The organism is Curtobacterium sp. MCLR17_055 (assembly GCF_003234305.1).
In the GTDB taxonomy this organism is placed as follows: domain Bacteria; phylum Actinomycetota; class Actinomycetes; order Actinomycetales; family Microbacteriaceae; genus Curtobacterium; species Curtobacterium flaccumfaciens.
Genome location: NZ_QKSX01000006.1, coordinates 79,134 through 101,326, shown reverse-complemented (window position 1 = coordinate 101,326; position 22,193 = coordinate 79,134). Strand labels below are relative to the sequence as shown.

The window sequence follows — 22,193 nt, the reverse complement described above, 5'->3', positions numbered from 1 at the left end:
CGCACGCATGGGACATGGACAAGTGCTCACCTTCGGGTGTAGTCCTGTGCGCAGGACGCACCGCACGGGCGATCACGGGTCGCCAGCACCCACCAGCACCACAGCACCAGTCGGGACCTGCAGGGAGGTCGGACGGACATGCGTGACGAACGTGACGTCGGCCAGCGGACTGGCTCGCTTCCGCCGGGCGGCGACGGGATCCGGTGGGCGTTCGGGATCGTCGGCGCGGTGGGCGTGCTCGCCGGACTGGCTGCGATCGTCCTGCCCCACGCGACGCTGTTCGCGGTGTCGTGGGTCTTCGGGATCTACCTGGTCGTGTCGGGGGCGGCGCTGGTCGTCCGGGGACTCCAGGTGCACCCTCGGGTCTGGTGGCGTCAGGTCGGGCTGGTGGTCCTCGGGGCGCTGGTGGTCGCCGGCGGTGTCGTCGCGATCGTGTTCCCGCCGATCGGGGCGCGGTGGGTGGCGCTGCTGCTCGGGTTCGCCTGGATCCTCGAGGGCATCGCACTCATCTACGCACCGTGGGTGGGCCGCCGTGCGCTGACCGTGGTGCTCGCCGTGCTCAGTGTGCTGAGCGGCATCCTGGTGATGAACCTGCCGGGTCTCGGCGCGCTCGTGACGGTGGCCGCGGTGGGGAGCGTGCTCATCGTGTTCGGTGTCGTCCAGCTCGTCGTCGCGTTCAGCTGGCCGCATCCGGACGGGGAGCGGGCCGGCCTGCCGGTCCCCGGCCCCTGATGCTCGCCGTCCGCTGGGAGCAACAGGGACCGAAGTCGTGGGTGGCGCGCGACCACGGGACCAGCCTGGGGCTCGTGCTGCACGTCCGTGAGCGGTTCCTGGCGTTCGACCAGGACGACCGCCCGCTCGGGAGCGCGGCGTCCCTGGCGGCGGCCCAGCAGCTCGTCGCCGGTGCCGTCCGCTCGAGTGCCCCGGTCCGGCGGGACACCGTCGCGATCGTGCTGTCGGTGCTCGCGGCGCTGACCGTCGGGGGAGCGGCCGTCGTGCTCGCCGCCCGCGCCCTGATCTGAACGGTGCCGTGCGGGTCACTCCGAACCCACCGGGCGATGCACCCACTGCCGGAGCGCGGCCGTGACCGCGACGGGGTCCTCCCACGGGGCGAGGTGACCGACGTCGTCGAGCACGACGACCTCGGGGTGCCCGGGCAGAGCCGTCTGCAGGTCGAAGGCCTGGTGCAGGGGGATCCAGGGGTCCTGCCGCCCCCACCCGATCCGGGTCCGGCACCGCACGGAGCCCAACAGTTCGGCGACCGCGCGGGTGTCGTCGGGGGTCAGCGCGGCGATCTGGAGTGAGAACGCGACCTGCCCCTCGGGGCCGGCCCACGGCCGCGCCAGGGCCTCGAGGTCCGCCGGCGAGAAACCCCGCGACGAGGCACCGTCGATGTACTGCCGCACCAGGGCGGCGTGCAGGTCGCCGGGGAGTCGGTCGAAGACGTCACGGTGCTCCGCCACCAGCCGGAAGAACGGAGACCCCCAGGGGTCGAGCACGACGGCGTCCCAGAGGAACAGGCTCGCGTACTCGGCACCGTGCAGCAGGTGCGCCCGGAGCGCCACGGCGCCGCCCACGTCGTGTGCGACCAGGTGGGGTCGGTCGAGGCCCCACCGGTCGAGGAGCGCGCCGAGACGGGTCGCCTGCGCTCGGAGCGTGGCGTCCACGGTCGGCCCGCGGTCCGAGTCGCCGTACCCGGGCATGTCCCAGAGGAACACCCGGTGGTCCTGCGCGAGCGCCCGGCCGACCTCGGCCCAGACCGCCGACGACCAGGGGGTGCCGTGGCACAGGACGACGTCGCCGCGTGCCGGTCCTGCCGGCTCGAGGACCCTCGTGGCGATGGTCGTGCCGTCCACGACGACCGGGACCGGAGCGGGGAGGGGGACGGGGACGGGGAGGGGCGCTCGGCGTGGCAGCATGGTCGCACGCTAGGACCTCAGGTCGACCTGAGGTCAAGAGGAACGAACGGGGCGCGGTGCGGATCGGTGCAGCAGCTCGGCGGGTCGGCGTCGAGGTCCACGTGCTGCGGCACTGGCACGACACGGGGGTCGTCGTCCCCGATCGAGCGCCGTCGGGTCACCGGGAGTACTCCGAGGAAGACGTCCGTCGCCTGCAGGTCGTCCGGGCCTGCCAGGGCGTCGGCATGAGCCTGGCGGAGATCCGGCTGGTGCTCCGACGCAGTGAACCCGACCGGTCCGGCGTGATCACCGAGCGTCTCCGTCAGATCCGGGCGCAGCGTGACCAGTTGGCCGACGCCGAGCGGTTCCTCGAGCACGTGATCGACTGCACCCACGACCTGCTGACGCGGTGCCCGTCGTGCTCCGCCTACGCCTCCTCGGGCACGCGGCTCCGGTCGGTGCCCTCCGCACCGGTACCGTTGCGTCCGTGAACGACGACCCCGATGCCGCCATCGCCCAGCACGTCCACGACGCCTGGGACGGTTCCCTGCGCCTGGTGCACATCACGATCTCGGACGAGGACGGTGACGCCTACCCCGGGCAGGACGTCGACCGGTGGGTGATCGACGTCCGCGTCCCGATCACCGACGACGACGAGACCGAGGCGGTCTCCGTCGCCGAGGTCACCGCCTTCACGAGCCGTGCACCGGAGTCGCTCGAGGCCCTGGTGCTCGGCTACCAGGTCTCCGACGTCGCGGGGTCCTTCGCGTCCGCCGTCGCCGCGCAGGACGCGACGGGGGAGACGTTCTTCTCGCTGCAGACCCACGCCGCCGAGATGCTCGGCAAGCCCGACCTGCTCGCCGTCGACCGACTCACGGTCCGTCCCGCCTACCGAGCGCTGCCCGGACTGGTGCCGGCGATCGTCGACGCGGTCCGCCACGGTCCGGCCGGTCGCACCGCATCGTGGGTGCTCACGGACCCGACGGTGTGGGACGTGCCGTTCGGCGAGGACGACCGTTCCGCCGGCGGGTTCGTGCAGTGGGCCGACACCGCGGTCTTCACCTCGATGAACGCCGCGCCGGACGACCTGGAACACCTGTCGCTCGTGCCGCCGGCCGGTGGCATCGTGATGGGGTCCCGGGCGGACGAGGTGCACCTCGGCGACGCGATCGACCACGCGATGACGCAACCCGCGATCGCGGTGCCGTTCGACCTGCCGCCGAAGCTCCCCGCCAGCATCTGGGCCGCCGCGCCCGAGGACGTCCACGGCGTGCACCCGGACGAGACCACCGGGTCGATCACGGTGGAGACGCACGACGAACAGCTCGAGGTCGTCGGTTCGCCCGGCACCGCACCGCAGCTCGTGGGGATCTCGGCCTCGGCCGACGCCGCGACCCAGGAGTGGCTGCGCACCGTGCACCAGCGCTGGTGGCAGTACGAGCCGGACCTGCACGCCCGCATCCACGACGTCGTCGACGAGTACCTGTCCACCGGGCACATCGAGTCGGCGTCGGACGAGCTCGCGGGGCACCTGCACGCACCCGACCTGCCGCCGTACCGGACGGAGTGGCCGGGCACCGGCACCGTCCTGCTCGAGGAACTCGGTGAGGACACCGAGCCGATCGTCTTCGACGCCGTGCTCGAGGACGGCACCCGGCACGAGCACATCGGCGTGGTCGTCGTGCACGAGTCCGGACACGTCCGCGCGTTCCTGCACGACGAGTGGGAGCCCGGGTTCCCGGCCGCCGAGGCCGCGGTCGCGCACCTCATCAGCCTCGGTGCCGGTGAGTTCTTCGCGGACGCCCTGCACGACGAGCTGTCAGCGGGTGTCGAGCACGCGATCCTGACGGGTGACGTCCGCGGTCACTGACCGGGCCGCCCTGGGTCGGCTCAGACCGGGCGGTAGATCGCGATCGGCGGGGTGTCGTCGTCGCCCGCGTCGTGGGCGTCGCCCGTCGCGAGCCAGGTGCGGCCCTCGTGCTCGATCGTGGTCGGCAGGTCGCCGTGCACCAGGATCCGGATCGCGGGGGCGTCGCCGTCGACCAGGTCGACGCCGTGGGCCTCGGTCCCGCCGGGATTGTCGTGCACGTAGCTCATGGTCCGATCGAACTCCGTCGACCTGACGGACCGCCCGCGCCGCGCCGGACACGCCCGGAACCTTCACCGGAACCGGTGCTGCCGCCCTTCTTCGGGTAGAGTCATCTCCGCACGGCCAGGACGGCGTGTGAATGCGGATGTGGCGCAGTGGTAGCGCATCACCTTGCCAAGGTGAGGGTCGCGAGTTCGAATCTCGTCATCCGCTCAGAACAGGAAGACCGGAACCCCCGTCGCTCGGAAGAGCGGCGGGGGTTCCGTCGTTGCGGGGCGTCGCGGCACCGAAGGCGTGGGGGCCCAGCGGGCGCAGGCTTCGGGTTCCCGCGCCCACCGGGCGCGGAGGCGACCCTGCCCCCACTGGCACGCGCCGGGTGGGTGGCCCGGCGCAGTTCCGAGGATGTATCCGGAGCCGTCCCCCGTTCGGGTGGGAACCGGATCCACGGTTGCGGGAACCCGCAAGAAACCCGCACGACCCGCCGCGCAAGCCTTGTGCTACTCGATGCCGTCCGGTAGGGGCGCCGACATCGTGCGGGCGCCGGGCAACCCCACCCACCGTCGGGCCCCGGACTCGACGACCGTGACGAGCACCGTGTCACACCCGCGGCAGCGCGCCACCGACCCCATCGCGGTGCGGTGGACGGTGGTCTGCCCGAGCACCCCGAGCGACCCGCACCCGGCGCAGCGCAGGGCGACCACGGTCGGCTCGGGTCCCAGGCTGTCGGCCAGTGTCCCCGCCAGCGCGTTGCCGTCCACGACGACCATCAGCTGCCCCCGAACCGCTCGGCGCGGACGTCACTCGTGTCGTGCCCGAGCTCGGTGAGCCAGCGCAGCACCTGCTCGACGAACGGCGTCGACCCGCACACGTAGACCAGGGCGCCCGCGTCCGGCGGGAACACCGCGGCAGCGAGGGCGTCCCGCGTCAGCCGACCGGCCGGCACGGTCGAGCCTGGAGGCGCGGTGCGGCTGTACACGTGGGTCACCTCGAGCGGTGCCCGGCTCGCGAGCGCCTGGTCGAGTTCCGCACGGAAGAACACGTCGTCCGGTGTGCGGACGGCCGCGAGGAGCCGGAAGGGTGCCGCGTCGTCCGCCTCGGCGTGGGCGGTCACCATCGCGACGAGCGGCACGATGCCGGAGCCGCCGGCGATGAGCTGCACCGGACGGGTGGACTCACCCGGCCGCCAGACGAACCAGCTGCCCAGGGGTCCGTGGACCTCGAGCGCGTCGCCGACCTCGACGGCGTCGACGAGGAACGGCGAGACCTCGCCGCCGTCCACCCGGTCGACCGCGAGCACGACGTCGGTCGCGGGGCCGGCCGACGCGATCGAGTACGAGCGCTGTGCCTGGTAGCCGTCCTCGGCGGTCAGTCGCAGGTCCAGGTGCTGCCCGGGGTCGTTGCCCGGCCAGGTGGGGACGTCGAGGACGATCCGGCGCGCGTTCGTCGTCTCGCGGCCGACAGACGCGACGGTGGCGGCGTGCCAGGCCGGCCGCCTGCGGGTGGCGGGACGAGCGTCGGGGGTGATCCGTGCCTCCAGGCCGGTGTCGGGGAGCGTCACCAGTACCGCTCTTCCTTCCACGGGTCGCCGTGCAGGTTGTAGCCCGCGTTCTCCCAGAAGCCGGGCTCGTCGTCGGACTGCATGACGATGCCGCGCACCCACTTGGCGCTCTTCCAGAAGTACAGGTGGGGGACCAGCAGGCGGGCGGGCCCACCGTGCTCGGGCGTCAGGGGCTCGCCGTCGGCCTCGAAGGCGATCCAGGACTTGCCGTCGAGCAGCTCGTCGAGCGGGACGTTGGTCGTGTAGCCGCCGTAGCTGTGCACCATGCAGTAGTCGAGTTCGGTCTCGACGTCCTCGAACAGGCGGTCGAGCGGGACACCCCGCCACGGCATGTCGAGCTTGGTCCAGTGCGTGACGCAGTGGATGTCGACGGTGACGTCCTCGACGCCGAGTGCGTGCACCTCGTCCCAGGTCCACTGGTGCAGGCCGGACTCGGTGCGGATCGAGAAGGCCCAGTCGGTCGGCTCGATGTCGGGCGTGGCCCCGGCGGACAGGACGGGCCAGTCGCGGACCAGGGTCTGACCGGGCGGGATGCGGGTGTCGTCGCGGTCGTCGCGGCGGCCGCCGAACCCGCGGGTGAACGTGGCCATGGTCCTCCTCGGGGACGTCGGTGCGTTCCCGATCATGCCGTGTGCCGGGCGGTGCCGTGTAACGGGTTGGTAAACGTTCCACCCGTGTACGGAACGGTCGTGCGCGGCGGCGGATCCGCGCGGGCTCGCCGATCGGGTCGGACGCGGTGGTGACCCACGCGTCAGGAGCGGGCTTGGGGGATCGGCCGAGGACCTCTATCGTTCACCGGAACGATTACAGGAGGGGTCACCCCGAATGCAGCCCATCGTCCCCGAACCCCGCAATGCCCAAGGTCCGAGCCGTCGGGCGCTCATCACCGGCGCCGCCGGTCTGGCCGGCCTCGGCCTGCTCACGCTCGCCGGATGCAGCTCCGGTGCGACCGCCGGCACCCCCACGATCCCCGAGGCCGCGGCCACCGGCGTCGCCCGTCGCGGCGGACGCCTGCGCATCGCGCGACCCGCCGCGTCCGCCGCCGAGACCCTCGACTCCGCGAGCTCGCTGTCGGCCTACGAGTACCTCGGCGCGCTGTACAACCGGCTCGTCAAGCTCGACCAGCAGGGCACCCCGGTACCGGACCTGGCCGAGGAGTGGTCCGCGAACGCCGACGGCACCGAGTGGACCTTCGCGCTCCGCCGGGGCGTGACCTTCCACGACGGCTCCCGCTTCACCGCCGACGACGCCATCGCGAGCATCCGGCACATCCTCGACGAGAAGACCGGCAGCCCGCAGGCCGGCGTGCTCGGCGAGGTCATGGACGCCGACTCGATGCGCGCCGTCGACCCGTACACGCTCCGCTTCTCGCTGACGAAGCCGAACGCCGAGTTCCCGTCGCTGCTCACCGCCTACCAGTGCTACATCGTGCCGGCCGAAGCCATCGCCGACATCGGCCGCACCGGGATCGGGACGGGGCCGTTCCGGCTGTCGTCGTTCACCCCCGCCGGTGCCGGCAGCGTCGAGGCGTTCCCGGACCACTTCGCCGGCCGCCCGTCGCTCGACGGCATCGACTTCTACTCCATCCAGGACACCACCGCGCGGGTGAACGCCCTGCTCGCCGGGCAGATCGACCTCATCTCGCAGACGAACCTGGACTTCGCGACCGCCCGGGTGGTGTCGGCGTCCGACCGCGCCACCGTCGCCCGGTCGAAGAACGCCCAGTGGTACACGATCCCGATGCTCGCCACGAGCGACGAGTTCAGCGACCCGCGGGTGCGCCAGGCGATGAAGCTCGCCTACGACCCCCGGAAGATCGTCGACACCGCGCTGCAGGGCACCGGTTCGGCAGGCTGGGACAACCCCGTGCCGCCGCAGCTCGCCGCGTTCGTCGACGACCACCGCGAGTACGACCCGGACAAGGCCCGGGCGCTGCTCAAGCAGGCCGGGCGCGAGGACTTCCGCGCCGCGATCTACACGTCGAGCTACGAGTCGGTGTTCACCCCGATGGCCGTCGCCTACCGCGACGCCGTCGCCGACGCGGGGATCCGCCTGACCGTCCGCAACGCGAGTTCGGACTCGTACTACACGCAGATCTGGATGCAGAAGCCGCTCATGGTGAGCTACTGGTTCACGGGGCGGCCGATCGACCAGCTGCTCAACCAGATCTTCCGCTCGGGGTCGTCGTACAACGAGAGCGCCTGGTCGAACGAGACCTTCGACGGGCTGCTCGACGACGCCCGCGCCGAGATGGACGACGCCAAGCGGCTCACCCTGTACCAGGACGCCCAGCGGCTCGTCGTCGAGGACGGTGCCGACATGACGCCGATGTTCGGCGACCGGCTCGTGGGGTTGTCCCGCGACGTCGTGAACTACTCGGAGTACGGCTTCGAGTTCGACTACCTGCGGATCGGACTGCGCCGATGACGACCACGAACACGCCGTTGGACGTCCTCGTCCCCGTCCTCCGCCGCGTCGGCATCGCCGTGCTGACCGTGGTGCTCGCCTCGCTCTTCGTGTTCCTCGCGGTGCAGGCGCTCCCCGGTGACGTCGCCCAGCAACTGCTCGGGCAGAACGCCACCCCCGACGCCGTCAAGCAACTGCGCGAGACCCTCGGTCTCGACCAGAACGTCTGGCTCCGCTACCTGCAGTGGCTCGGCGGCGCGGTGCACGGCGACTTCGGCACCTCGCTCGTCAGCGGGGAACCGGTCGCCCCGACGCTGTTCACGGCCTTCCGGAACAGCATGCTCATCGCCGTGCCCGCGATGCTCGTCGGCGTCACGGTGTCCCTGACGCTCGGTGTCGTCGCCGGTGTCCGCCGCGGCCGTCCGAGCGACAAGGTGATCTCGATCGTCAGCCTGGTCGTGATGAGCGTGCCGGAGTTCATGGTCGCCACCGTCCTGGTGCTGCTGTTCGCGATCGGCCTGCCGGTCTTCCCCGCCGTCGTGCTGCGGGGGAGCGACGCCACCGTGGCCGAGCTGCTGCCCTCCATCTGGCTGCCGATCATCGTGCTGACGCTCGCGATGGCCGCCTACATCGTGCGGACGGCCCGCTCGTCGACCATCGACGTGATGGCGTCGGAGTTCGTCACGACGGCCGAGCTCAAGGGGCTGACGATGCGCCGGGTGGTCTGGAAGCACGCGGTCCCGAGCGCCCTGCTCCCGACGCTCAACGTCGTCGCGCTCAACGTCGCGTGGCTGCTCGGCGGTGTCGTGGTGGTCGAGAACGTCTTCAACTACCCGGGGATGGGCAAGCTCATGCTCGAGTCGGTGTTCAACCGCGACCTGCCCACCATCGAGGCGATCGCCCTGCTGAGCGCCCTGATCTACGTCGTGTGCAACCTGGCCGCCGACCTCGTCGCGCTCGCACTCGACCCGAAGCTGCGGACCCGCCAGCGACGACCGCGCACGCGCACCCGCAGCGCCCGCAGCACCAGGAAGGCCGCCGCATGACCGCCACCGCACCCCGCCGCCGCGTCGGACGCGACGTGCTCGCCGGCGCGCTCGCACCCCTGCGCGGGTCGACGGCGCTGAGCCTCGGCCTCGGCCTCATCGCCCTGCACGTCGTCCTCGCCCTGCTCGCGCCGGTCATCGCCGGGCACGACCCGGTCGCCACGAACGCGGGCGACGTGCTCGCCGGTCCGACGTGGACGCACTGGCTCGGCACCGACCAGTACGGCCGGGACGTCCTCTCCCGCACCCTGAACGGCGGCCGGTACGCGCTGTCCGTGACCTTCCTGGCCACCACGATCGCCGTCGCGGTCGGCACCGTGCTCGGCTGCGTCACGGCCTACGCCGACAACTGGTTCGACGAGGTCGTCATGCGCGTCGTCGACGCCCTGCTCAGCGTGCCGTCGATCCTCGCGCTCCTGGTCGTCGTGACGGTCTTCGACGCCGGCCTCTGGGTCATCGTCCTCGCCGTCACGGTCGTCTACGCCCCCGCGGTGACCCGGGTCGTCCGCGGTGCCGCCCGCACCGTGATCACCCAGGACTACGTCACCGCTGCCCGTGCCCGGGGCGAGCGGCCGTTGTCGATCGTGTTCCGCGAGATCCTGCCGAACGTGCTCGACGTCGTGCTCGTCGAGTACGCGATGCGGGCGTCGTGGATCGTGCTGCTCGTCGCGTCGCTGTCCTTCCTGGGCTTCGGCGCGAACCCGCCGACCCCGGACTGGGGCCTGATGGTGCAGGAGAACCGCACCGCGCTCACCGTGGTGCCGCTCGGCACCCTCGCCCCGATCGTGGCGCTCGCCACGCTGGTGATCGGACTGAACCTCGCGGCCGACGGCCTGAGCAAGTCGCTCGGCGTCGACCGCGCCAAGCAGGGAGTCAGCGCATGACCCGCACCGACACCGGCACGACGCCCGCCGCGACGGCGACCGTGCCCGACGCGATCGTCCGCGTGGACGACCTGTCCATCTCGTACGCCGCCGGCAAACGGCGCGTCCCCGTCGTCCGGGGCGTGTCGTTCGCGATCGAGGCCGGTCGCACCCTCGGCCTGGTCGGCGAGTCCGGCAGCGGCAAGTCGACCGTCGCGCGGACGCTCCTCGCACACCTGCGCGCCGGGTCGGCGATCGACGGCGGGACGGTCCGCGTCGACGGTGCCGACGTGTTCGCCCTGTCGCCGGCCGGCCGCCGGGCGCTCCGCGGCGGCACCGCCTCGGTCGTCGCCCAGAACGCCGGACAGGCGCTCACCCCGTCGATGCGCGTCGGCGAGCAGATCCGAGAGGCCCTCCGCGCCCACGGCGAGCCCGACGGCCCCGAACGCGTCGCCGAGCTGGTCCGGCTGGTCCGGCTGCCGGACCCCGACGGGATCGTCCGCCGGTACCCGCACCAGTTGTCCGGCGGGCAGCAGCAGCGCATCGCCATCGCGATGGCCGTCGCCGCCCGACCGCGCGTGCTCGTCCTCGACGAACCGACCACCGCCCTCGACGTGGTCACGCAGGCCGCGGTCCTCGACCTGGTCGCCGACCTCGGTCGGCAGCTCGGCATGGCCGTCCTGCTCGTCAGCCACGACCTCGGGGTGGTGTCCGCCATGGCGGACGAGATCGCCGTGATGCGCGACGGCGAGGTCGTCGAGCACGCCGCCACCGCGGCGCTCTTCGCCGCCCCGCAGCACGAGTACACGCGCGCCCTGCTGGCCGCGGTGCCGGACGGGCGGCGGCCTGGAGGAGCGGATCGCGACGCCCTGGACGCGACCGCCCCCGGGACGGTCGGCTCCACGGCCACCGGCACCGTGCCTCCCGAGCGCGCAGCCCGCCCCGTGGTGACCGCGGACGACCTGGTGATCCGCTACGGCCGCGGCCTGCCGGCCGCCGTCGACGGGGTCTCGTTCACGATCGCCGCGCACGAGACGCTCGCCGTCGTCGGCGAGTCCGGCAGCGGCAAGTCGACGCTCGCGACGGCGCTGGCCGGCCTGGTGCCGGCCGAGTCGGGGACGTTCACGTACGACGACGGCACGACGAGCGGCGACCTGCGCGAGCCGATCGCCGGCCGCGCGCCCGCCCTGCGGCGCGCGGTGCAGCTCGTGTTCCAGAACGCGGACACGTCGCTCAACCCGCGGCGCACCGTCGGTGCAGCCGTCGCGCGGCCGCTCCGGTTGTTCAGCGGCTCGTCCTCGCGCGATCGCGTCGGGGCACTGCTCAGCCAGGTCGGGCTCGGGCCGGAGTTCGCCGACCGGCTGCCCGCGCAGCTGTCCGGTGGGCAGCGGCAGCGCGTCGGGATCGCGCGCGCACTCGCGGCCGAGCCGTCGCTCGTGATCGCCGACGAGATCACCACCGCGCTCGACGTGCAGGTGCAGGCGGGGATCCTCGCGCTGCTGGCCGACCTGCAGCGCGAGCGGGGCCTCGCCTGCCTGTTCATCAGCCACGACCTCGCCGTGGTGCGCGGTGTGGCGGACCGGGTCGCGGTGATGACCGGCGGCCGGATCGTCGAGATCGGACCGACCGAGCGGGTGTTCACCGGCCCGAACCACCCGTACACGTCGACGTTGCTCGCGGCGACGCTCGAACCCGGCAGCACGACCCTGCCCGACGTCGGTGACGGGGTGCCGCGCTGGCGGCACGCCGACGGCTGGACCGACCACGGCGACGGACACCGCACCCGCAACTGGGAGGACGCATGACCACCGACGACGGCACCGCCCACGGCACCGCCGCCACCACCTTCACCGCCATCGGCGACCCTGGCTCGCTGCCCGCGGGCGTGACGGTCCGCGACGAGTGGATCCCGATGCCCGACGGTGTCCGGCTGCACGCCCGGATCTGGGCGCCGTCGCAGTCGCCGACGCAGCCGGGTGCGCCCAGCGACCCGACGCCGGTGCTGCTCGAGTACCTGCCGTACCGGCTCGACGACTGGACCGCACCGCGCGACTCGGAGCGGCACCCCTGGTACGCCCAGCACGGGTACGCCTCGGTGCGGGTCGACATCCGCGGCACCGGGTCGTCCGACGGGTTCTTCGACGACGAGTACAGCGAGCAGGAGCTGCTCGACGGCGAGGCCGTGATCGCCTGGCTCGCCGAGCAGCCGTGGTCGACCGGTGCCGTCGGCATGTTCGGCATCTCGTGGGGCGGCTTCAACGCGCTGCAGCTCGCAGCCCGGGCACCCGCCGCCCTCAAGGCCATCGTGACGGTCTGCTCGACGGATGACCGGTACGACAACGACGTGCACTACGTCGGCGGCGCCGTGCTCGGCATCGACATGGCGGCCTGGGGCGCGACGATGTTCGCCTTCAACTCGCGGCCGCCCCGGCCCGAGGTCGTCGGTGCCGGGTGGATCGACCGGTGGCGGGAACGCCTCGAGGCGAACCGCCCGATGACGCCGGTGTGGCTCGCGCACCAGGAGCGCGACGACTACTGGCGGCACGGCAGCGCGGCCGAGGACTACGACGGCATCCGCGCCGCGGTGCTCGCGGTCGGCGGGTGGGCGGACCCCTACCGGGACGCCGTGCTCCGGCTCGTCGACCACGTCAGCGCCCCCGTGAAGGGCATCGTCGGCCCGTGGTCGCACCAGTACCCGGACCGTGGACTCGCGCCGGGGCCGTCGATCGGGTTCCTGCAGGAGACCCTGCGGTGGTGGGACCGCTGGCTGCGCGGGGTCGACACCGGCGTCGAGGACGACCCCGCACTGCGGGCCTGGATCAACGAGGGCGAAGCCCCCGCGCCCTACTACGCCGGCCGCCGCGGTCGCTGGATCGGTGCCGAAGCGTGGCCCTCCGCCGCGACCCACGAGCGTGTCCTGCCCCTCGCCGCCCTGCGCGGCGGTGACCTCGGGCCGGTCGTCGTGCGATCGCCGCAGCACACCGGGGTGGACGCCGGTCGGTTCTTCCCGTTCGGCAACGCCACCGACCTGCCGACTGACCAGCGCGCCGAGGACGGCCGGTCGGTCACCTTCGACCTGCCCGTCGGCAAGGCGTTCGACCTGCTCGGCAACGTGCTCGTGCGGCTGTCCGTCACGAGCGACCAGCCCCGGGCCACCCTGACCGTGCGGCTCTGCGACGTCGCACCGGACGGCTCGTCGACGCTCGTCACGCGCGGGGTGCTGAACGCCGCGAAGCGCGACGGCATGGACCGCGACGACGTGCTCGTGCCCGGGACGCCCGCCGACCTGCCCGTGCGCCTGGTCTCGACCGGACACCGGTTCGCCGCCGGACACCGGCTGCGCATCGCGGTCTCCTCGTCGTACTGGCCGTGGGTGTGGCCACACGGCGTCGAGGCCACCGTGACGATCGACCCGACCGCCTCGAGCGTCACCCTGCCCACCTGGACCCGGGAGACCGACGACGGGGTGGCCTTCGCCGAGCCCGAACGGTCCGAGCCCCTCGTGATCGAGCGCGTCGCGCCGGCCGACCCGTTGCCGCAGCGCACGGTGACGCACGACGTCGAGACGGGGGAGTGGACGCTCGACGTCGACCCCGGGTACGGCGGCGGGCGCGTCTACCCGGACGGCCTGGTGTTCACCGAGGACGCCCGCGAGACGTACCGGATCCGCTCCGACGACCCGACCAGCGCACGGGCGAGTTCCCGCTGGGCGATCGGGCTGACGAAGCCGGAGTGGGCCGCGCGCCTCGAGACGACGTCCGAGGTCACCGCCGACGCCGACACCTTCCACGTCGTCAACACCGTGCGCGCCTGGGCACGCGACGGCGGACCCGACGAACCCGAGGTGCTCGTCACCGAGCGGACCTTCGTCGACGACGTCCCACGGACCTCGGCGTGACCGCGGCGGCACGCGTCCGGCAGCGGCCGGAGGTCCGGCGCGCGATGATCGTCGAGGCCGCCCGCGCGGTGATCGTCCGGAACGGTGTCGGTGCCACCGGACTGCGCGACATCGCGGCCGAGGCCGGCGTCTCCGTCGGCACCGTGACGTACCACTTCGGCAGTGTCGCGGAGATCCTCAACGAGGTCGTGGTGCTCGAGACGGAGCGCTTCTACGGCGCCATCGTCGCGGCCGTCGACGCCGAACCCGACGTGCTCGTGGGGTTGCGGATGCTCGTCGCGCCGCTGTTCGGCGACACCGAGCAGGTCCGGCAGCACTGGCGGATCTGGTCCGACTACTGGACCGCGGTGGTGCGACGGCCCGAGGTCGCCGCCGAGTACGCCGAACGCATCCGCGTCTGGGAGGCCTGCCTGGTGCGGGTCATCCGGCGCGGGGTGGACGCCGGGGTGTTCGGTGGCACACGCCAGGGCAGCGACGGCGGCGACCCCGTCGACGCCGACACCGTCGCGCTGCAGCTCGCCGCGTACAGCGACGGCGTCGCGACCCAGATCGCCCAGGGCGTGCCCGGCCTGACGAACACGGTCGCCCTGTCGTGGATGTGGCGGTTCCTGTCGCACGAACTCGGTGTGCCCGCTGTGGACATCGCCGGAACCGGTCGTTCCCCCTTGTGATGAGGTAAGGCTTCCCTTACCGTTGCCACATGGCACGGACCCGGCGACAGCCCAGCGAACGCATCCTCATCGCGGGCGGTGCCGAGGACCTCGTCGAGATCCACCGCCAGCTCGAGGAACTCCCCGAGAACGCGTACGGGCAGGTCTTCGTCGAGGTCGCCCTCGACGAGCAGATCCGCATCCTGCCGGCCCCGCCGCGCGTCACCGTAACCTGGCTGGTCCGGAGCGCCCGCAGCTCGGCCGTCGCCCCGCTGGTCTTCGCCGACCACGGCGAAGCACTCGCACACGCCCTGACCGGGTGGGCCGCCGAGTGGTGCGTGACGGGCTGTGAGCCCCGCACCTCGGTGTGGATCGGGTGCGCGGACAGCCCGTGGATCGAGCGCGCTCGGTCCATGGTGCAGCTCGAACTCACCGACGCCGGCCAGCAGGTCCAGGTCGAGTACGGCGGGTAAGGGCAGCCTGCTCTTCCTTGCAATGTGCAAAAGACGGGGGCATGGTTGTGCCATGACCACGCAGAGCAGCACCACCACCCCGAGCACCACGTCCCCGTTCTCGACCACGCCGGAGCTCGCAGCCGGGGTCGCCCAGTTCCTCGCCCCCGTCGTCATCGACCTCGAGGCGCTCGTCGTCAACGGCAAGCAGGCCCACTGGCACGTCCGTGGCCGCAACTTCGTCGGCGTGCACGAGCTCCTCGACGAGATCGTCGAGCACGCGCAGGACTACGCGGACAAGGCTGCGGAGCGCATCGTCGCCCTCGGCCTGCCGGTCGACTCGCGCATCGCGACCGTCGCCGCGAACACCACCCTGCCGCCGCTGTCGCAGGGCTTCCAGAACTCCGACGTCACCGTCACCGAGGTGATCGCCCAGATCGACGCCGCGCTGCTGCAGGTCCGCCGTGCGGTCGACGGCCTCGACGAGGTCGACCTCAACAGCCAGGACGTCGCGATCGAGATCGAGCGCGCGCTGACCAAGGACCGCTGGTTCCTGCAGGCGCACCTCGCCGCCTGAGTCGCGACCACACCTCTGACGGGAGGCCCGGTGCCAGCTGGCACCGGGCCTCCCGTCCGTCTCGGGTCGCGCTCCGGGCCCGCACCTCACGCGGACGGCGTGACCAGCCCGCTCTCGTACGCCAGCACGACGCCGTGCACCCGGTCCCGCAGCTGCAGTTTCGCCAGGACGCGGCCGACGTGGGTCTTCACGGTCTGCTCGGCGATGAACAGCTCCGCCGCGATCTCGCCGTTCGACCGCCCCCGCGCCATCAGCAGGAACACGTCACGCTCCCGGTCGGTCAGCACGTCGAGCACCTCGGTCCGCGGGGCCGCCGGCTGCGGACCGGCGACGAAGGCCTCGACGAGGTGCCGGGTCACCCTCGGTGCGAGCAGGGAGTCGCCGGCCGCGACGGTCCGCACGGCCTGCACGAGCTCCTCGGCGCTCGCGTCCTTGAGCAGGAACCCGCTCGCCCCGGCACGGAGCGCGTCGAACACGTAGTCGTCGATGTCGAACGTCGTGAGCATCACCACGCGGACGGGCGACTCCGCGGGCGCCGCGGTGATCCGCCGGGTCGCCTCGATCCCGTCGAGCTCCGGCATCCGGACGTCCATCAGGATCACGTCCGGCCGGAGCCGGATCGCCATGACGACCGCCTCGGCACCGTTCGCGGCCTCGCCGACGACCTCGACGTCGTCCTGGGCCTGGAGGATCGCCCGCAGTCCGACACGGAACATCTGCTGGTCGTCGACCACCATCACCCGCGTCATCGCGTTCCCCCGTCGGCCGTCGGCTGCGACGTGGTCGCGGTGGGCCGGGTGGGCAGACTGACTGCGACGCGGAAGCCGCCGTCCGGGTCCGGTCCGTGGTCGATGGTGCCGCGGAGCGCGGCGACCCGCTCGCGCATGCCCGCCAGACCGAAGCCGCCGTCGTCCGGCGGCGCACCGGGCACGCTGCCGGCCGGTGGCGCGGCGTTGGCGACCTCGACCGTGAGGGCCGAGCCGTGCCTCCCGACCGTCACGACGGTGGTCGCACCGGGCGCGTGCCGGGCGACGTTGCCGAGCGCCTCCTGCACGACCCGGTACACGGTGAGCTGTGCGAGCCGGTCGACGTCGTCGCGGTCCGGGTCGAGCCCCTCGTCGAGTCGGAGCTCGACGGGGATGCCTGCCGCGCGGGTGGCCTGCACCAGTGCGGGCAGGTCGGCGAGCCGCGGTTGCGGCGCACGCTCGGCGTCGGCGTCGCCACGCAGGGTGCCGAGCAGCTGCCGCATCTCCCGCAGGGCCGTGCGCGAGGTCTCGGCGATCGCGGCGAACTCGGTGCGGGCGTCCGGCGGCAGGTCCGCGACGCGGTACGGGGCGGACTCGGCCTGCATGTGCACGACGGACATGCTGTGGGCGACGACGTCGTGGAGCTCGCGGGCGATCCGGGAGCGCTCCTCGACCGTCCGGCGTCGGGCCTGCTCGAGCTCGGTGTCCCGGCGGGCGGCGGCGAGCTCCTCGCGCACGGTCCGGCGCTGCCCGATCACGACCGCAGCGGCCGCCACGACGAGGGTGTCGCCGGCGCTCACCACGAAGCTCGTCGCCCAGACGTCGACCTGTCCCCACCGGTCGGGCGTCACGCCGATGAGCAGCAGGGTGAGCAGTGTCGCCGCGACCCAGACCACCGCGGTGAGCCGCCAGGTGGTGCGGACGCCCAGCACGACGAGCAGCACGCTGAGGCCGACGATGCTCGTGACCGAGACCGGCCAGGGCCCGATGGTGCCGGGTGCTGTCAGGACCCCGAGGCCGGCGAGGGCGAAGAGGTGCGCGCCCGACGCCGTGCGGGGGAAGAGCGGTGCGAGGCCGATGCTCGCCGAGAGGACGGCGGTCACGAGCAACGCGAGCGGCACGGGGACGCCGTAGAACACCGCGGTCACGGGTGCGGCGACGGCGAACAGGGACACCGCGACGACGACGAAGCCGATCTGCACGGCGGGCCGGACCCAGGTGGGTCGGGGCTTCGGGACGACGGTCACGGGCGGGCGGTCTCTCCGGTTCGGGCGAGGCAGGGTTCGGGGGCGATGGCTGTGGCGGTGGCTGTGGCGGGTGTAGCTGCGGTGGCTGTGGCTGTGGCTGTGGTGGCTGCGGCTGCGGCGCGGGCGTCACGGGCTTCGCGCCTGCGGCTGATGGTACCGAGCACCCGGTCGACCGCGATCCCGAGCCCGGCGGCGACCACCATCGACACCAGGGCGGCGACGATCGGTTCGTGCAGCACGCTCGACGCGGCCAGGGCGATCCCGATCGACACCGCCGACCACGCCAGCCCCGCGATCGCGCTGATCGCGAGGAACCGGCGGTAGGACAGCCGGGTCGCGCCCGCGGTCATGTTGACCGCGACCCGGCCGACCGGGATGAAGCGACCGGTCAGGATGAGGCTGGCGGAGCGGCGCTGCATCTGCCGCTCCGCGAACGCGAAGGCCGCCGCGATCCGTGGTCGCTTCGACCGGGCCAGGCGAGCGAACCCGATCCGGCGCCCGATCCAGTACGCGATCGAGTCGCCGGCGATCGCTCCGAGGGCGGCGGCGACGAGCACCACGGCGAGGACGGGCTGTCCGGACGTCGCGGCGATCGCGGCGATCGCGACCAGGGCGGACTCGCTCGGCACCGGTGGGAAGAAACCGTCCACCAGGCACAGGGCGAAGAGGACGACGTAGACGAGCGGACTCGCGGCCAGCTCGACGACGAGCGGGGTGATCTGGTCGAACACGGGGTGCTCCCTCCCGCCGACGGAACTCGTCGACGAGGACGACGCTACGGAGCCGACGCACGCTGGCCATCCCGCGGTGGTCTCGACCACCCCCTACCGCGGTATGACGTTCCCGTCCGCGAAGACCACGTCGGGTGCGTCGACACGGCGGTCGACGACGGTGGTCGGGGCCTCCAGGTGCACGGCACCCGAGGGCATGATGCCCGCACCGCCGAACCGTTCCATCACCCGCCACTGCGCGACGACGTCCTCGCCGGCGTGCTCGGGCGGCAGGGTGTCCCAGAACCGGAAGCCCCCGACCTCCTCGAGCGCACGACGGTCGTACAGCGCGCAGGCACCGACCCACGCGACGCGGTAGGGCACCCACTCGCCGGGGTGCAGGTCGAGGTCGGCGGCGACGTGCGTCGGGTTCGCGGCGTTGTGCAGCGACCAGCGGTCGAAGCCGGGGGTGCCGCGGCGCACCACCTCGGGCACGACCGGGCCGTCCCACCGTTCGAACACCGACGTCTCGTGCGGGCGGCGGTCCTGCAGGTACGACAGGCCCTGCACGGCGCTGCCGACGAACCCGCAGCCCAGGGTGCGCAGCGCGTCGAGCATCCGCGCGATCGACCCCGGCTCGAGCCAGACGTCGTCGTCGAGGAACAGCACCGCGGCGGCCTCGGCGTGGTCGAGCAGGAACTGCCGGTGCTCTGCCAGGCCACGCCGTTCCGGGTGGGTGAGGAGCGTGACGGGCCGGCCCTGCGCCTCCAGGACGCGGAGCATCGCGGCGACCGCCGGCGCGCTGGCGGCGTCTCCGTCCGCGGACTGGTCGCTCAGCACGACGCGCAGGTCGACCTCGGTCTGGGCGGCGAGGCCGGCGAGCGTCGTGGCGAGCTCGGCCGGCCGGCCGACGGTCGGGATGAGCACGTCGACGTCGACCGTGCTCGTGTCCGCTGGATCGGGGGCCTTCGCCCAGGACCCGGACCAGCGGGCGGTCACGGTGCCGGGTCCGGTTCGGGCCGCGCAGCGGCTTCGCGGATCCGGCGCACGACGGCGCTGGTGGAGTGCTCGGGCACGTAGTCGACCATGACGACCTCGCCGCCGTAGCCGCGCACGACCTCGGTCTCGGTCAGCATCTCGGGGGAGTAGTCGCCGCCCTTGACGTAGACCTCGGGGCGCAACCGTTCGATGAGCGGGATGGGGGTGTCCGTCGCGAACACCGTCACCAGGTCGACGCAGGCCAACGCAGCGAGCACGCCTGCGCGGTCCTCGGCCGGGTTGATCGGCCGCTCCGGGCCCTTCAGCCGGCGCACCGAGTCGTCGTCGTTCAGCGCGACGACGAGCAGGTCGCCCAGGTCACGGGCCTGCCGCAGGTACGTGGTGTGCCCGCGGTGCACGACGTCGAAGCAGCCGTTCGTGAAGACGACGCGGCGGCCGGCCTGACGAGCGGCCTCGACGGCGGTGGCGAGCTCGTCGTGGTCGACGACGGTCGCCGCCGGAGCGGTCACCGAGTCGAGCAGGGCGGCGGCGGTGCAGACGGACGTGCCGGCCTCGCGGACGACGACGTCGGCAGCGGCCTGGGCGACCGCGACGGCGTCGCGCAGGGGTGCCTGCACGGCGAGGGCGACGGTCGCGGCGGCGCAGAAGGTGTCGCCGGCACCGGAGGCCTGCTGCTCCGAGGCGGGCGTCGCACGCGTGCGGAACCCCTGGTCGGAGCCGGGCTCGAGCAGCACGGTGCCGTCGCGGTCGAGCGTGACCACCGCGGCCCGGGCCCCACTGCGGGCGAGCACGTCGGCACGGGCCGCGACGACGGTGCCGACGCGGTCCGCGCCGGTGCCGAGCTCCGTGCCGAGCAGCGCGGCGGTCTCACCGGCGTTCGGCGTGACGAGGTCGGGGTGCAGCGCGGCCCAGCGGGTCAGGTCGTGCGCGTCGACCACGACGGCACCGGGGCGGTCACGGTCGAGCATCGGCACGACGTCCTCGGCGCGGACTCCCAGGCCGTAGTCGCACACCACGGCGGCGTCGGCGCACCTGATGGCACGGGCCACCGAGCGGGCGAGACGTTCGCCGTGCTCGGCGGTCGGGGTCGCTGCCAGCTCGTCGACGCGGACCACGACGCGGTCACCGCCGACCACGCGCGACTTCGTCGTGGTGCGGGCACCGGGGATCTCGACCAGGAACGACGTGTCGACGCCGGCTGCCTCGAGCCGCTGGCGCAGGACCTCACCGGCCTCGTCGTCACCGATGAGCCCCACCATGCGGACCCGGGCGCCCAGGGCGCGGGCGTTCACGGCCGTGTTCGCCGCGCCGCCCGGCACCGCGATGGTCTCGGTGACGCGGACGACGGGGGCCGGGGCCTCGCGGGAGACCCGCTCGGCCTCGCCGACGGTCCAGCGGTCGAGGATGCAGTCGCCGATGACGACGACGAGGGGTTCGCGGTCGTCGATCGTGGCGACGAGGTCACGGACCAGGCGGACGTCGGCGGTCATCGGGTTCCTCCCACGGTGTCGGCGCTGCCGGCGGTGGCGCCGGCAGCGGCTGCGGGGCCGGTGGCGGTGCTGCTGGTGGCTGCGGTGCTGCCGGCTGCTGCGGTCGACGGCTCGGCGGTGCGGCGCGGCGGCGCGGCCTCGAGGTGCACCACCGTCGTGGTCGTCATCTCGTCGAGCAGGTGCGGGCCGTACCCGAACCCGGCGCCCGAGGCGCCGCGGGGCTGGGCGCTGCCGCCCGGAGCGCCACCGAACACGGCGTTCACCTTGACGGTGCCGACGGGCAGCTCGGCCGCGGCGCGGAGCGCGTGCGCGGTGTCGTTCGTCAGCACCGTGGCCGCGAGGCCGTAGCGGTCGGCCGCGGCGAGCCGGAGTCCTTCCGCGAAGTCCGACACGATGCGCACCGGGGCGATCGGGCCGAAGGTCTCCTCGGTCAGCACGAGCATGTCGTCCGTGCAGTCGGTCAGGACGGTCGCCGGGTAGAACGATCCGAGCCCGCCGGGCGTGACGCCACCGGTCCGGGCCGAAGCGCCGCGGGCGATCGCGTCGTCGACGTGGTGCTGCACGAGCTCGCGCAGCCGGTCGTCCACGAGCGGCCCGAACTCCGCGGCGGGTGCGGCCGTGCGGCGCTCCGCCTCGGCGACGAGCGCGGCGACGAAGGGCTCGGCGACGTCCTGGTGCACGTACACCCGCTCGACGCTGGTGCAGATCTGGCCGGTGTTCGCGAACGCGCCGAGTGCCACCTGTGCGGCGGCCCACTCCGGGTCGACGTCGGCGTCGACGATGACCGGGTCGTTGCCGCCGTTCTCGCGGATGACGTGGGCGCGGGTGGTCGCGGCCACCTCGCTCAGGCGGTCACCGGTGGCGGTCGACCCGACGTGCGCGTAGACGTCGATGCCGTCCTGCGCCAGGAGCAGCTCGCCGGTGGTCGCGTCGCCGTCGACCCCGATGAGCACGCCGTCCGGCAGGACCTCGGCGAGCAGCGCGTTGAGTCGGGCGAAGGTCGCCGGGCAGCGTTCGCTGCCCTTGTGCACCACGGTGTTGCCGGTGACGATCGCTGCGCCGAGGATCCCGCAGGCCACGGCGACCGGGTCGTTCCACGGCGTCAGGGCGAGCACCACGCCGCGCGGGTGCGGCACCGACCAGTCGGCGGCACCGAACTGCCCGCGCAGGGCCTCACCACGGTGCACCGGCCCGAGCTCGGCGTACTGCACGAGCGTGCCGATGCCGGCCTCGACCCCACCGAGGGCGTCGCCGGGCACCTTGCCGGTCTCGCGGGTGTTCAGGTCCGCCAGCTCCTGCGCGTGCGCACGGAGGTGCTCGGCCGCGGCGTGCAGCAGGGCACCGCGCTCGGCCGGCGCGGTCCGGGCCCAGGCACCGGCAGCGGCACGGGCGCGAGCGACGGCGTTGCGGACGTCGTCCTCGGTCGAGCGGCGCACGGTGGACGCGATCGATCCGTTCACGGGGTCGGTCACCACGAGGTCGTCGGCGGCGGGGGGTGCGATCGTCATGGGGTCCTTCCGGAGGCGGGCGGGGCCTCACACGGTGCTCGTGCTCCGCTGTGTGC

The 22,193-nt window shown here is 73.2% G+C and carries 23 protein-coding genes and 1 tRNA gene; 13 read left to right on the top strand and 11 right to left on the bottom strand.

All coding sequences use genetic code 11. The features are described 5' to 3' along the window. Window positions 1-138 precede the first annotated feature (138 nt). Both DEJ09_RS18465 and DEJ09_RS07005 read left to right on the top strand, forming a co-directional pair. A complete protein-coding gene (locus DEJ09_RS18465) occupies window positions 139-732 on the top strand; it encodes an HdeD family acid-resistance protein (protein ID WP_111088032.1) in 594 nt (197 codons plus the stop codon). After that, complete coding sequence (locus DEJ09_RS07005) at window positions 732-1,022, top strand: hypothetical protein (protein WP_111088031.1); 291 nt, start codon at window positions 732-734, stop codon at window positions 1,020-1,022. The genes DEJ09_RS18465 and DEJ09_RS07005 overlap by 1 nt, the downstream gene beginning before the upstream one ends. A gap of 15 nt (window positions 1,023-1,037) precedes the next feature. On the opposite strand, the gene DEJ09_RS07000 is transcribed toward DEJ09_RS07005, so the two are convergent. Beyond that, the gene (locus tag DEJ09_RS07000) at window positions 1,038-1,919 is read right to left on the bottom strand and encodes an alpha/beta fold hydrolase (RefSeq protein WP_111088030.1); all 882 of its coding nucleotides are present in this window, start codon (window positions 1,917-1,919) and stop codon (window positions 1,038-1,040) included. A 56-nt stretch (window positions 1,920-1,975) separates the two neighbouring features. Between DEJ09_RS07000 and DEJ09_RS06995 the strand changes: the two genes are divergently transcribed. Both DEJ09_RS06995 and DEJ09_RS06990 read left to right on the top strand, forming a co-directional pair. Further along, complete coding sequence (locus DEJ09_RS06995) at window positions 1,976-2,389, top strand: MerR family transcriptional regulator (protein ID WP_111031762.1); 414 nt, start codon at window positions 1,976-1,978, stop codon at window positions 2,387-2,389. Continuing rightward, window positions 2,386-3,768 carry a hypothetical protein gene (locus DEJ09_RS06990; protein WP_111088029.1) on the top strand — a complete coding sequence of 461 codons (1,383 nt, stop codon included), beginning with the start codon at window positions 2,386-2,388 and terminating at the stop codon, window positions 3,766-3,768. The genes DEJ09_RS06995 and DEJ09_RS06990 overlap by 4 nt, the downstream gene beginning before the upstream one ends. A 20-nt stretch (window positions 3,769-3,788) precedes the next feature. On the opposite strand, the gene DEJ09_RS06985 is transcribed toward DEJ09_RS06990, so the two are convergent. Next, complete coding sequence (locus DEJ09_RS06985; RefSeq protein ID WP_027465565.1) at window positions 3,789-3,995, bottom strand: hypothetical protein; 207 nt, start codon at window positions 3,993-3,995, stop codon at window positions 3,789-3,791. Between the two features lie 133 nt (window positions 3,996-4,128). Here DEJ09_RS06985 and DEJ09_RS06980 point away from each other — a divergent pair. Next, window positions 4,129-4,200: transfer RNA gene (locus DEJ09_RS06980), tRNA-Gly, on the top strand. Between the two features lie 284 nt (window positions 4,201-4,484). On the opposite strand, the gene DEJ09_RS06975 is transcribed toward DEJ09_RS06980, so the two are convergent. Genes DEJ09_RS06975 through DEJ09_RS06965 form a run of 3 tightly spaced genes read right to left on the bottom strand, consistent with a single transcriptional unit; the run spans window position 4,485 to window position 6,135 of the window. Continuing rightward, window positions 4,485-4,754, bottom strand: a complete 270-nt coding sequence (locus DEJ09_RS06975; RefSeq protein WP_111088028.1) for a DUF6510 family protein — start codon at window positions 4,752-4,754, stop codon at window positions 4,485-4,487. Then, window positions 4,754-5,545: a ferredoxin reductase gene (locus DEJ09_RS06970; protein ID WP_111088027.1), complete on the bottom strand. Its 792-nt coding sequence runs from the start codon at window positions 5,543-5,545 to the stop codon at window positions 4,754-4,756. Before DEJ09_RS06970 ends, DEJ09_RS06975 begins: the two co-directional genes overlap by 1 nt. Continuing rightward, window positions 5,542-6,135 carry a molybdopterin-dependent oxidoreductase gene (locus DEJ09_RS06965; RefSeq protein WP_111022879.1) on the bottom strand — a complete coding sequence of 198 codons (594 nt, stop codon included), beginning with the start codon at window positions 6,133-6,135 and terminating at the stop codon, window positions 5,542-5,544. The genes DEJ09_RS06970 and DEJ09_RS06965 overlap by 4 nt, the downstream gene beginning before the upstream one ends. Before the next feature lie 235 nt (window positions 6,136-6,370). Between DEJ09_RS06965 and DEJ09_RS06960 the strand changes: the two genes are divergently transcribed. Genes DEJ09_RS06960 through DEJ09_RS06925 form a run of 8 tightly spaced genes read left to right on the top strand, consistent with a single transcriptional unit; the run spans window position 6,371 to window position 15,437 of the window. Further along, complete coding sequence (locus tag DEJ09_RS06960) at window positions 6,371-7,972, top strand: ABC transporter substrate-binding protein (protein ID WP_111088026.1); 1,602 nt, start codon at window positions 6,371-6,373, stop codon at window positions 7,970-7,972. After that, entirely contained in the window at window positions 7,969-8,997 is a 1,029-nt protein-coding gene (locus DEJ09_RS06955; protein ID WP_181433291.1) for an ABC transporter permease, read from the top strand. Before DEJ09_RS06960 ends, DEJ09_RS06955 begins: the two co-directional genes overlap by 4 nt. Beyond that, complete coding sequence (locus tag DEJ09_RS06950; protein ID WP_110863771.1) at window positions 8,994-9,881, top strand: ABC transporter permease; 888 nt, start codon at window positions 8,994-8,996, stop codon at window positions 9,879-9,881. Before DEJ09_RS06955 ends, DEJ09_RS06950 begins: the two co-directional genes overlap by 4 nt. After that, window positions 9,878-11,665 carry an ABC transporter ATP-binding protein gene (locus DEJ09_RS06945; protein ID WP_111088025.1) on the top strand — a complete coding sequence of 596 codons (1,788 nt, stop codon included), beginning with the start codon at window positions 9,878-9,880 and terminating at the stop codon, window positions 11,663-11,665. Before DEJ09_RS06950 ends, DEJ09_RS06945 begins: the two co-directional genes overlap by 4 nt. Next, window positions 11,662-13,758, top strand: a complete 2,097-nt coding sequence (locus DEJ09_RS06940) for a CocE/NonD family hydrolase (protein ID WP_111088024.1) — start codon at window positions 11,662-11,664, stop codon at window positions 13,756-13,758. The genes DEJ09_RS06945 and DEJ09_RS06940 overlap by 4 nt, the downstream gene beginning before the upstream one ends. Beyond that, the gene (locus DEJ09_RS06935; RefSeq protein ID WP_071403870.1) at window positions 13,755-14,429 is read left to right on the top strand and encodes a TetR/AcrR family transcriptional regulator; all 675 of its coding nucleotides are present in this window, start codon (window positions 13,755-13,757) and stop codon (window positions 14,427-14,429) included. Before DEJ09_RS06940 ends, DEJ09_RS06935 begins: the two co-directional genes overlap by 4 nt. A 29-nt stretch (window positions 14,430-14,458) precedes the next feature. Continuing rightward, a complete protein-coding gene (locus DEJ09_RS06930; RefSeq protein WP_071244660.1) occupies window positions 14,459-14,881 on the top strand; it encodes an SIP domain-containing protein in 423 nt (140 codons plus the stop codon). 52 nt (window positions 14,882-14,933) lie between these two features. After that, window positions 14,934-15,437 (top strand): Dps family protein, encoded by a 504-nt coding sequence (locus DEJ09_RS06925; protein ID WP_111022885.1) that lies wholly within the window; start codon window positions 14,934-14,936, stop codon window positions 15,435-15,437. 86 nt (window positions 15,438-15,523) lie between these two features. On the opposite strand, the gene DEJ09_RS06920 is transcribed toward DEJ09_RS06925, so the two are convergent. The 6 genes from DEJ09_RS06920 to DEJ09_RS06895 all read right to left on the bottom strand — a co-directional run bounded on the left by DEJ09_RS06920 (window position 15,524) and on the right by DEJ09_RS06895 (window position 22,137). After that, entirely contained in the window at window positions 15,524-16,186 is a 663-nt protein-coding gene (locus DEJ09_RS06920) for a response regulator transcription factor (RefSeq protein ID WP_111088023.1), read from the bottom strand. Next, window positions 16,183-17,430: a sensor histidine kinase gene (locus DEJ09_RS06915; protein WP_111088022.1), complete on the bottom strand. Its 1,248-nt coding sequence runs from the start codon at window positions 17,428-17,430 to the stop codon at window positions 16,183-16,185. The genes DEJ09_RS06920 and DEJ09_RS06915 overlap by 4 nt, the downstream gene beginning before the upstream one ends. Beyond that, window positions 17,427-18,161: a DedA family protein gene (locus tag DEJ09_RS06910; RefSeq protein WP_111088021.1), complete on the bottom strand. Its 735-nt coding sequence runs from the start codon at window positions 18,159-18,161 to the stop codon at window positions 17,427-17,429. Before DEJ09_RS06910 ends, DEJ09_RS06915 begins: the two co-directional genes overlap by 4 nt. A 93-nt stretch (window positions 18,162-18,254) precedes the next feature. After that, window positions 18,255-19,139 carry a glycosyltransferase family 2 protein gene (locus DEJ09_RS06905; protein ID WP_071403866.1) on the bottom strand — a complete coding sequence of 295 codons (885 nt, stop codon included), beginning with the start codon at window positions 19,137-19,139 and terminating at the stop codon, window positions 18,255-18,257. After that, on the bottom strand, window positions 19,136-20,629 hold the full coding sequence (rfaE2, locus tag DEJ09_RS06900; protein WP_111088020.1) for a D-glycero-beta-D-manno-heptose 1-phosphate adenylyltransferase: 1,494 nt from the start codon (window positions 20,627-20,629) through the stop codon (window positions 19,136-19,138). Before rfaE2 ends, DEJ09_RS06905 begins: the two co-directional genes overlap by 4 nt. After that, window positions 20,626-22,137: an aldehyde dehydrogenase gene (locus tag DEJ09_RS06895; protein WP_111088019.1), complete on the bottom strand. Its 1,512-nt coding sequence runs from the start codon at window positions 22,135-22,137 to the stop codon at window positions 20,626-20,628. Before DEJ09_RS06895 ends, rfaE2 begins: the two co-directional genes overlap by 4 nt. Between the last annotated feature and the right edge of the window lie 56 nt (window positions 22,138-22,193).

What these genes read in the sequence shown, in the direction of transcription:
- DEJ09_RS18465 (WP_111088032.1), top strand. Translation starts at nt 139, where the DNA reads ATGCGTGACGAACGTGACGTCGGCCAGCGGACTGGCTCGCTTCCGCCG.
- DEJ09_RS07005 (WP_111088031.1), top strand. Translation starts at nt 732, where the DNA reads ATGCTCGCCGTCCGCTGGGAGCAACAGGGACCGAAGTCGTGGGTGGCG.
- DEJ09_RS07000 (WP_111088030.1), bottom strand. Translation starts at nt 1,919, where the DNA reads ATGCTGCCACGCCGAGCGCCCCTCCCCGTCCCCGTCCCCCTCCCCGCT.
- DEJ09_RS06985 (WP_027465565.1), bottom strand. Translation starts at nt 3,995, where the DNA reads ATGAGCTACGTGCACGACAATCCCGGCGGGACCGAGGCCCACGGCGTC.
- DEJ09_RS06975 (WP_111088028.1), bottom strand. Translation starts at nt 4,754, where the DNA reads ATGGTCGTCGTGGACGGCAACGCGCTGGCGGGGACACTGGCCGACAGC.
- DEJ09_RS06965 (WP_111022879.1), bottom strand. Translation starts at nt 6,135, where the DNA reads ATGGCCACGTTCACCCGCGGGTTCGGCGGCCGCCGCGACGACCGCGAC.
- DEJ09_RS06960 (WP_111088026.1), top strand. Translation starts at nt 6,371, where the DNA reads ATGCAGCCCATCGTCCCCGAACCCCGCAATGCCCAAGGTCCGAGCCGT.
- DEJ09_RS06955 (WP_181433291.1), top strand. Translation starts at nt 7,969, where the DNA reads ATGACGACCACGAACACGCCGTTGGACGTCCTCGTCCCCGTCCTCCGC.
- DEJ09_RS06950 (WP_110863771.1), top strand. Translation starts at nt 8,994, where the DNA reads ATGACCGCCACCGCACCCCGCCGCCGCGTCGGACGCGACGTGCTCGCC.
- DEJ09_RS06945 (WP_111088025.1), top strand. Translation starts at nt 9,878, where the DNA reads ATGACCCGCACCGACACCGGCACGACGCCCGCCGCGACGGCGACCGTG.
- DEJ09_RS06940 (WP_111088024.1), top strand. Translation starts at nt 11,662, where the DNA reads ATGACCACCGACGACGGCACCGCCCACGGCACCGCCGCCACCACCTTC.
- DEJ09_RS06930 (WP_071244660.1), top strand. Translation starts at nt 14,459, where the DNA reads ATGGCACGGACCCGGCGACAGCCCAGCGAACGCATCCTCATCGCGGGC.
- DEJ09_RS06925 (WP_111022885.1), top strand. Translation starts at nt 14,934, where the DNA reads ATGACCACGCAGAGCAGCACCACCACCCCGAGCACCACGTCCCCGTTC.
- DEJ09_RS06920 (WP_111088023.1), bottom strand. Translation starts at nt 16,186, where the DNA reads ATGACGCGGGTGATGGTGGTCGACGACCAGCAGATGTTCCGTGTCGGA.
- rfaE2 (WP_111088020.1), bottom strand. Translation starts at nt 20,629, where the DNA reads ATGACCGCCGACGTCCGCCTGGTCCGTGACCTCGTCGCCACGATCGAC.
- DEJ09_RS06895 (WP_111088019.1), bottom strand. Translation starts at nt 22,137, where the DNA reads ATGACGATCGCACCCCCCGCCGCCGACGACCTCGTGGTGACCGACCCC.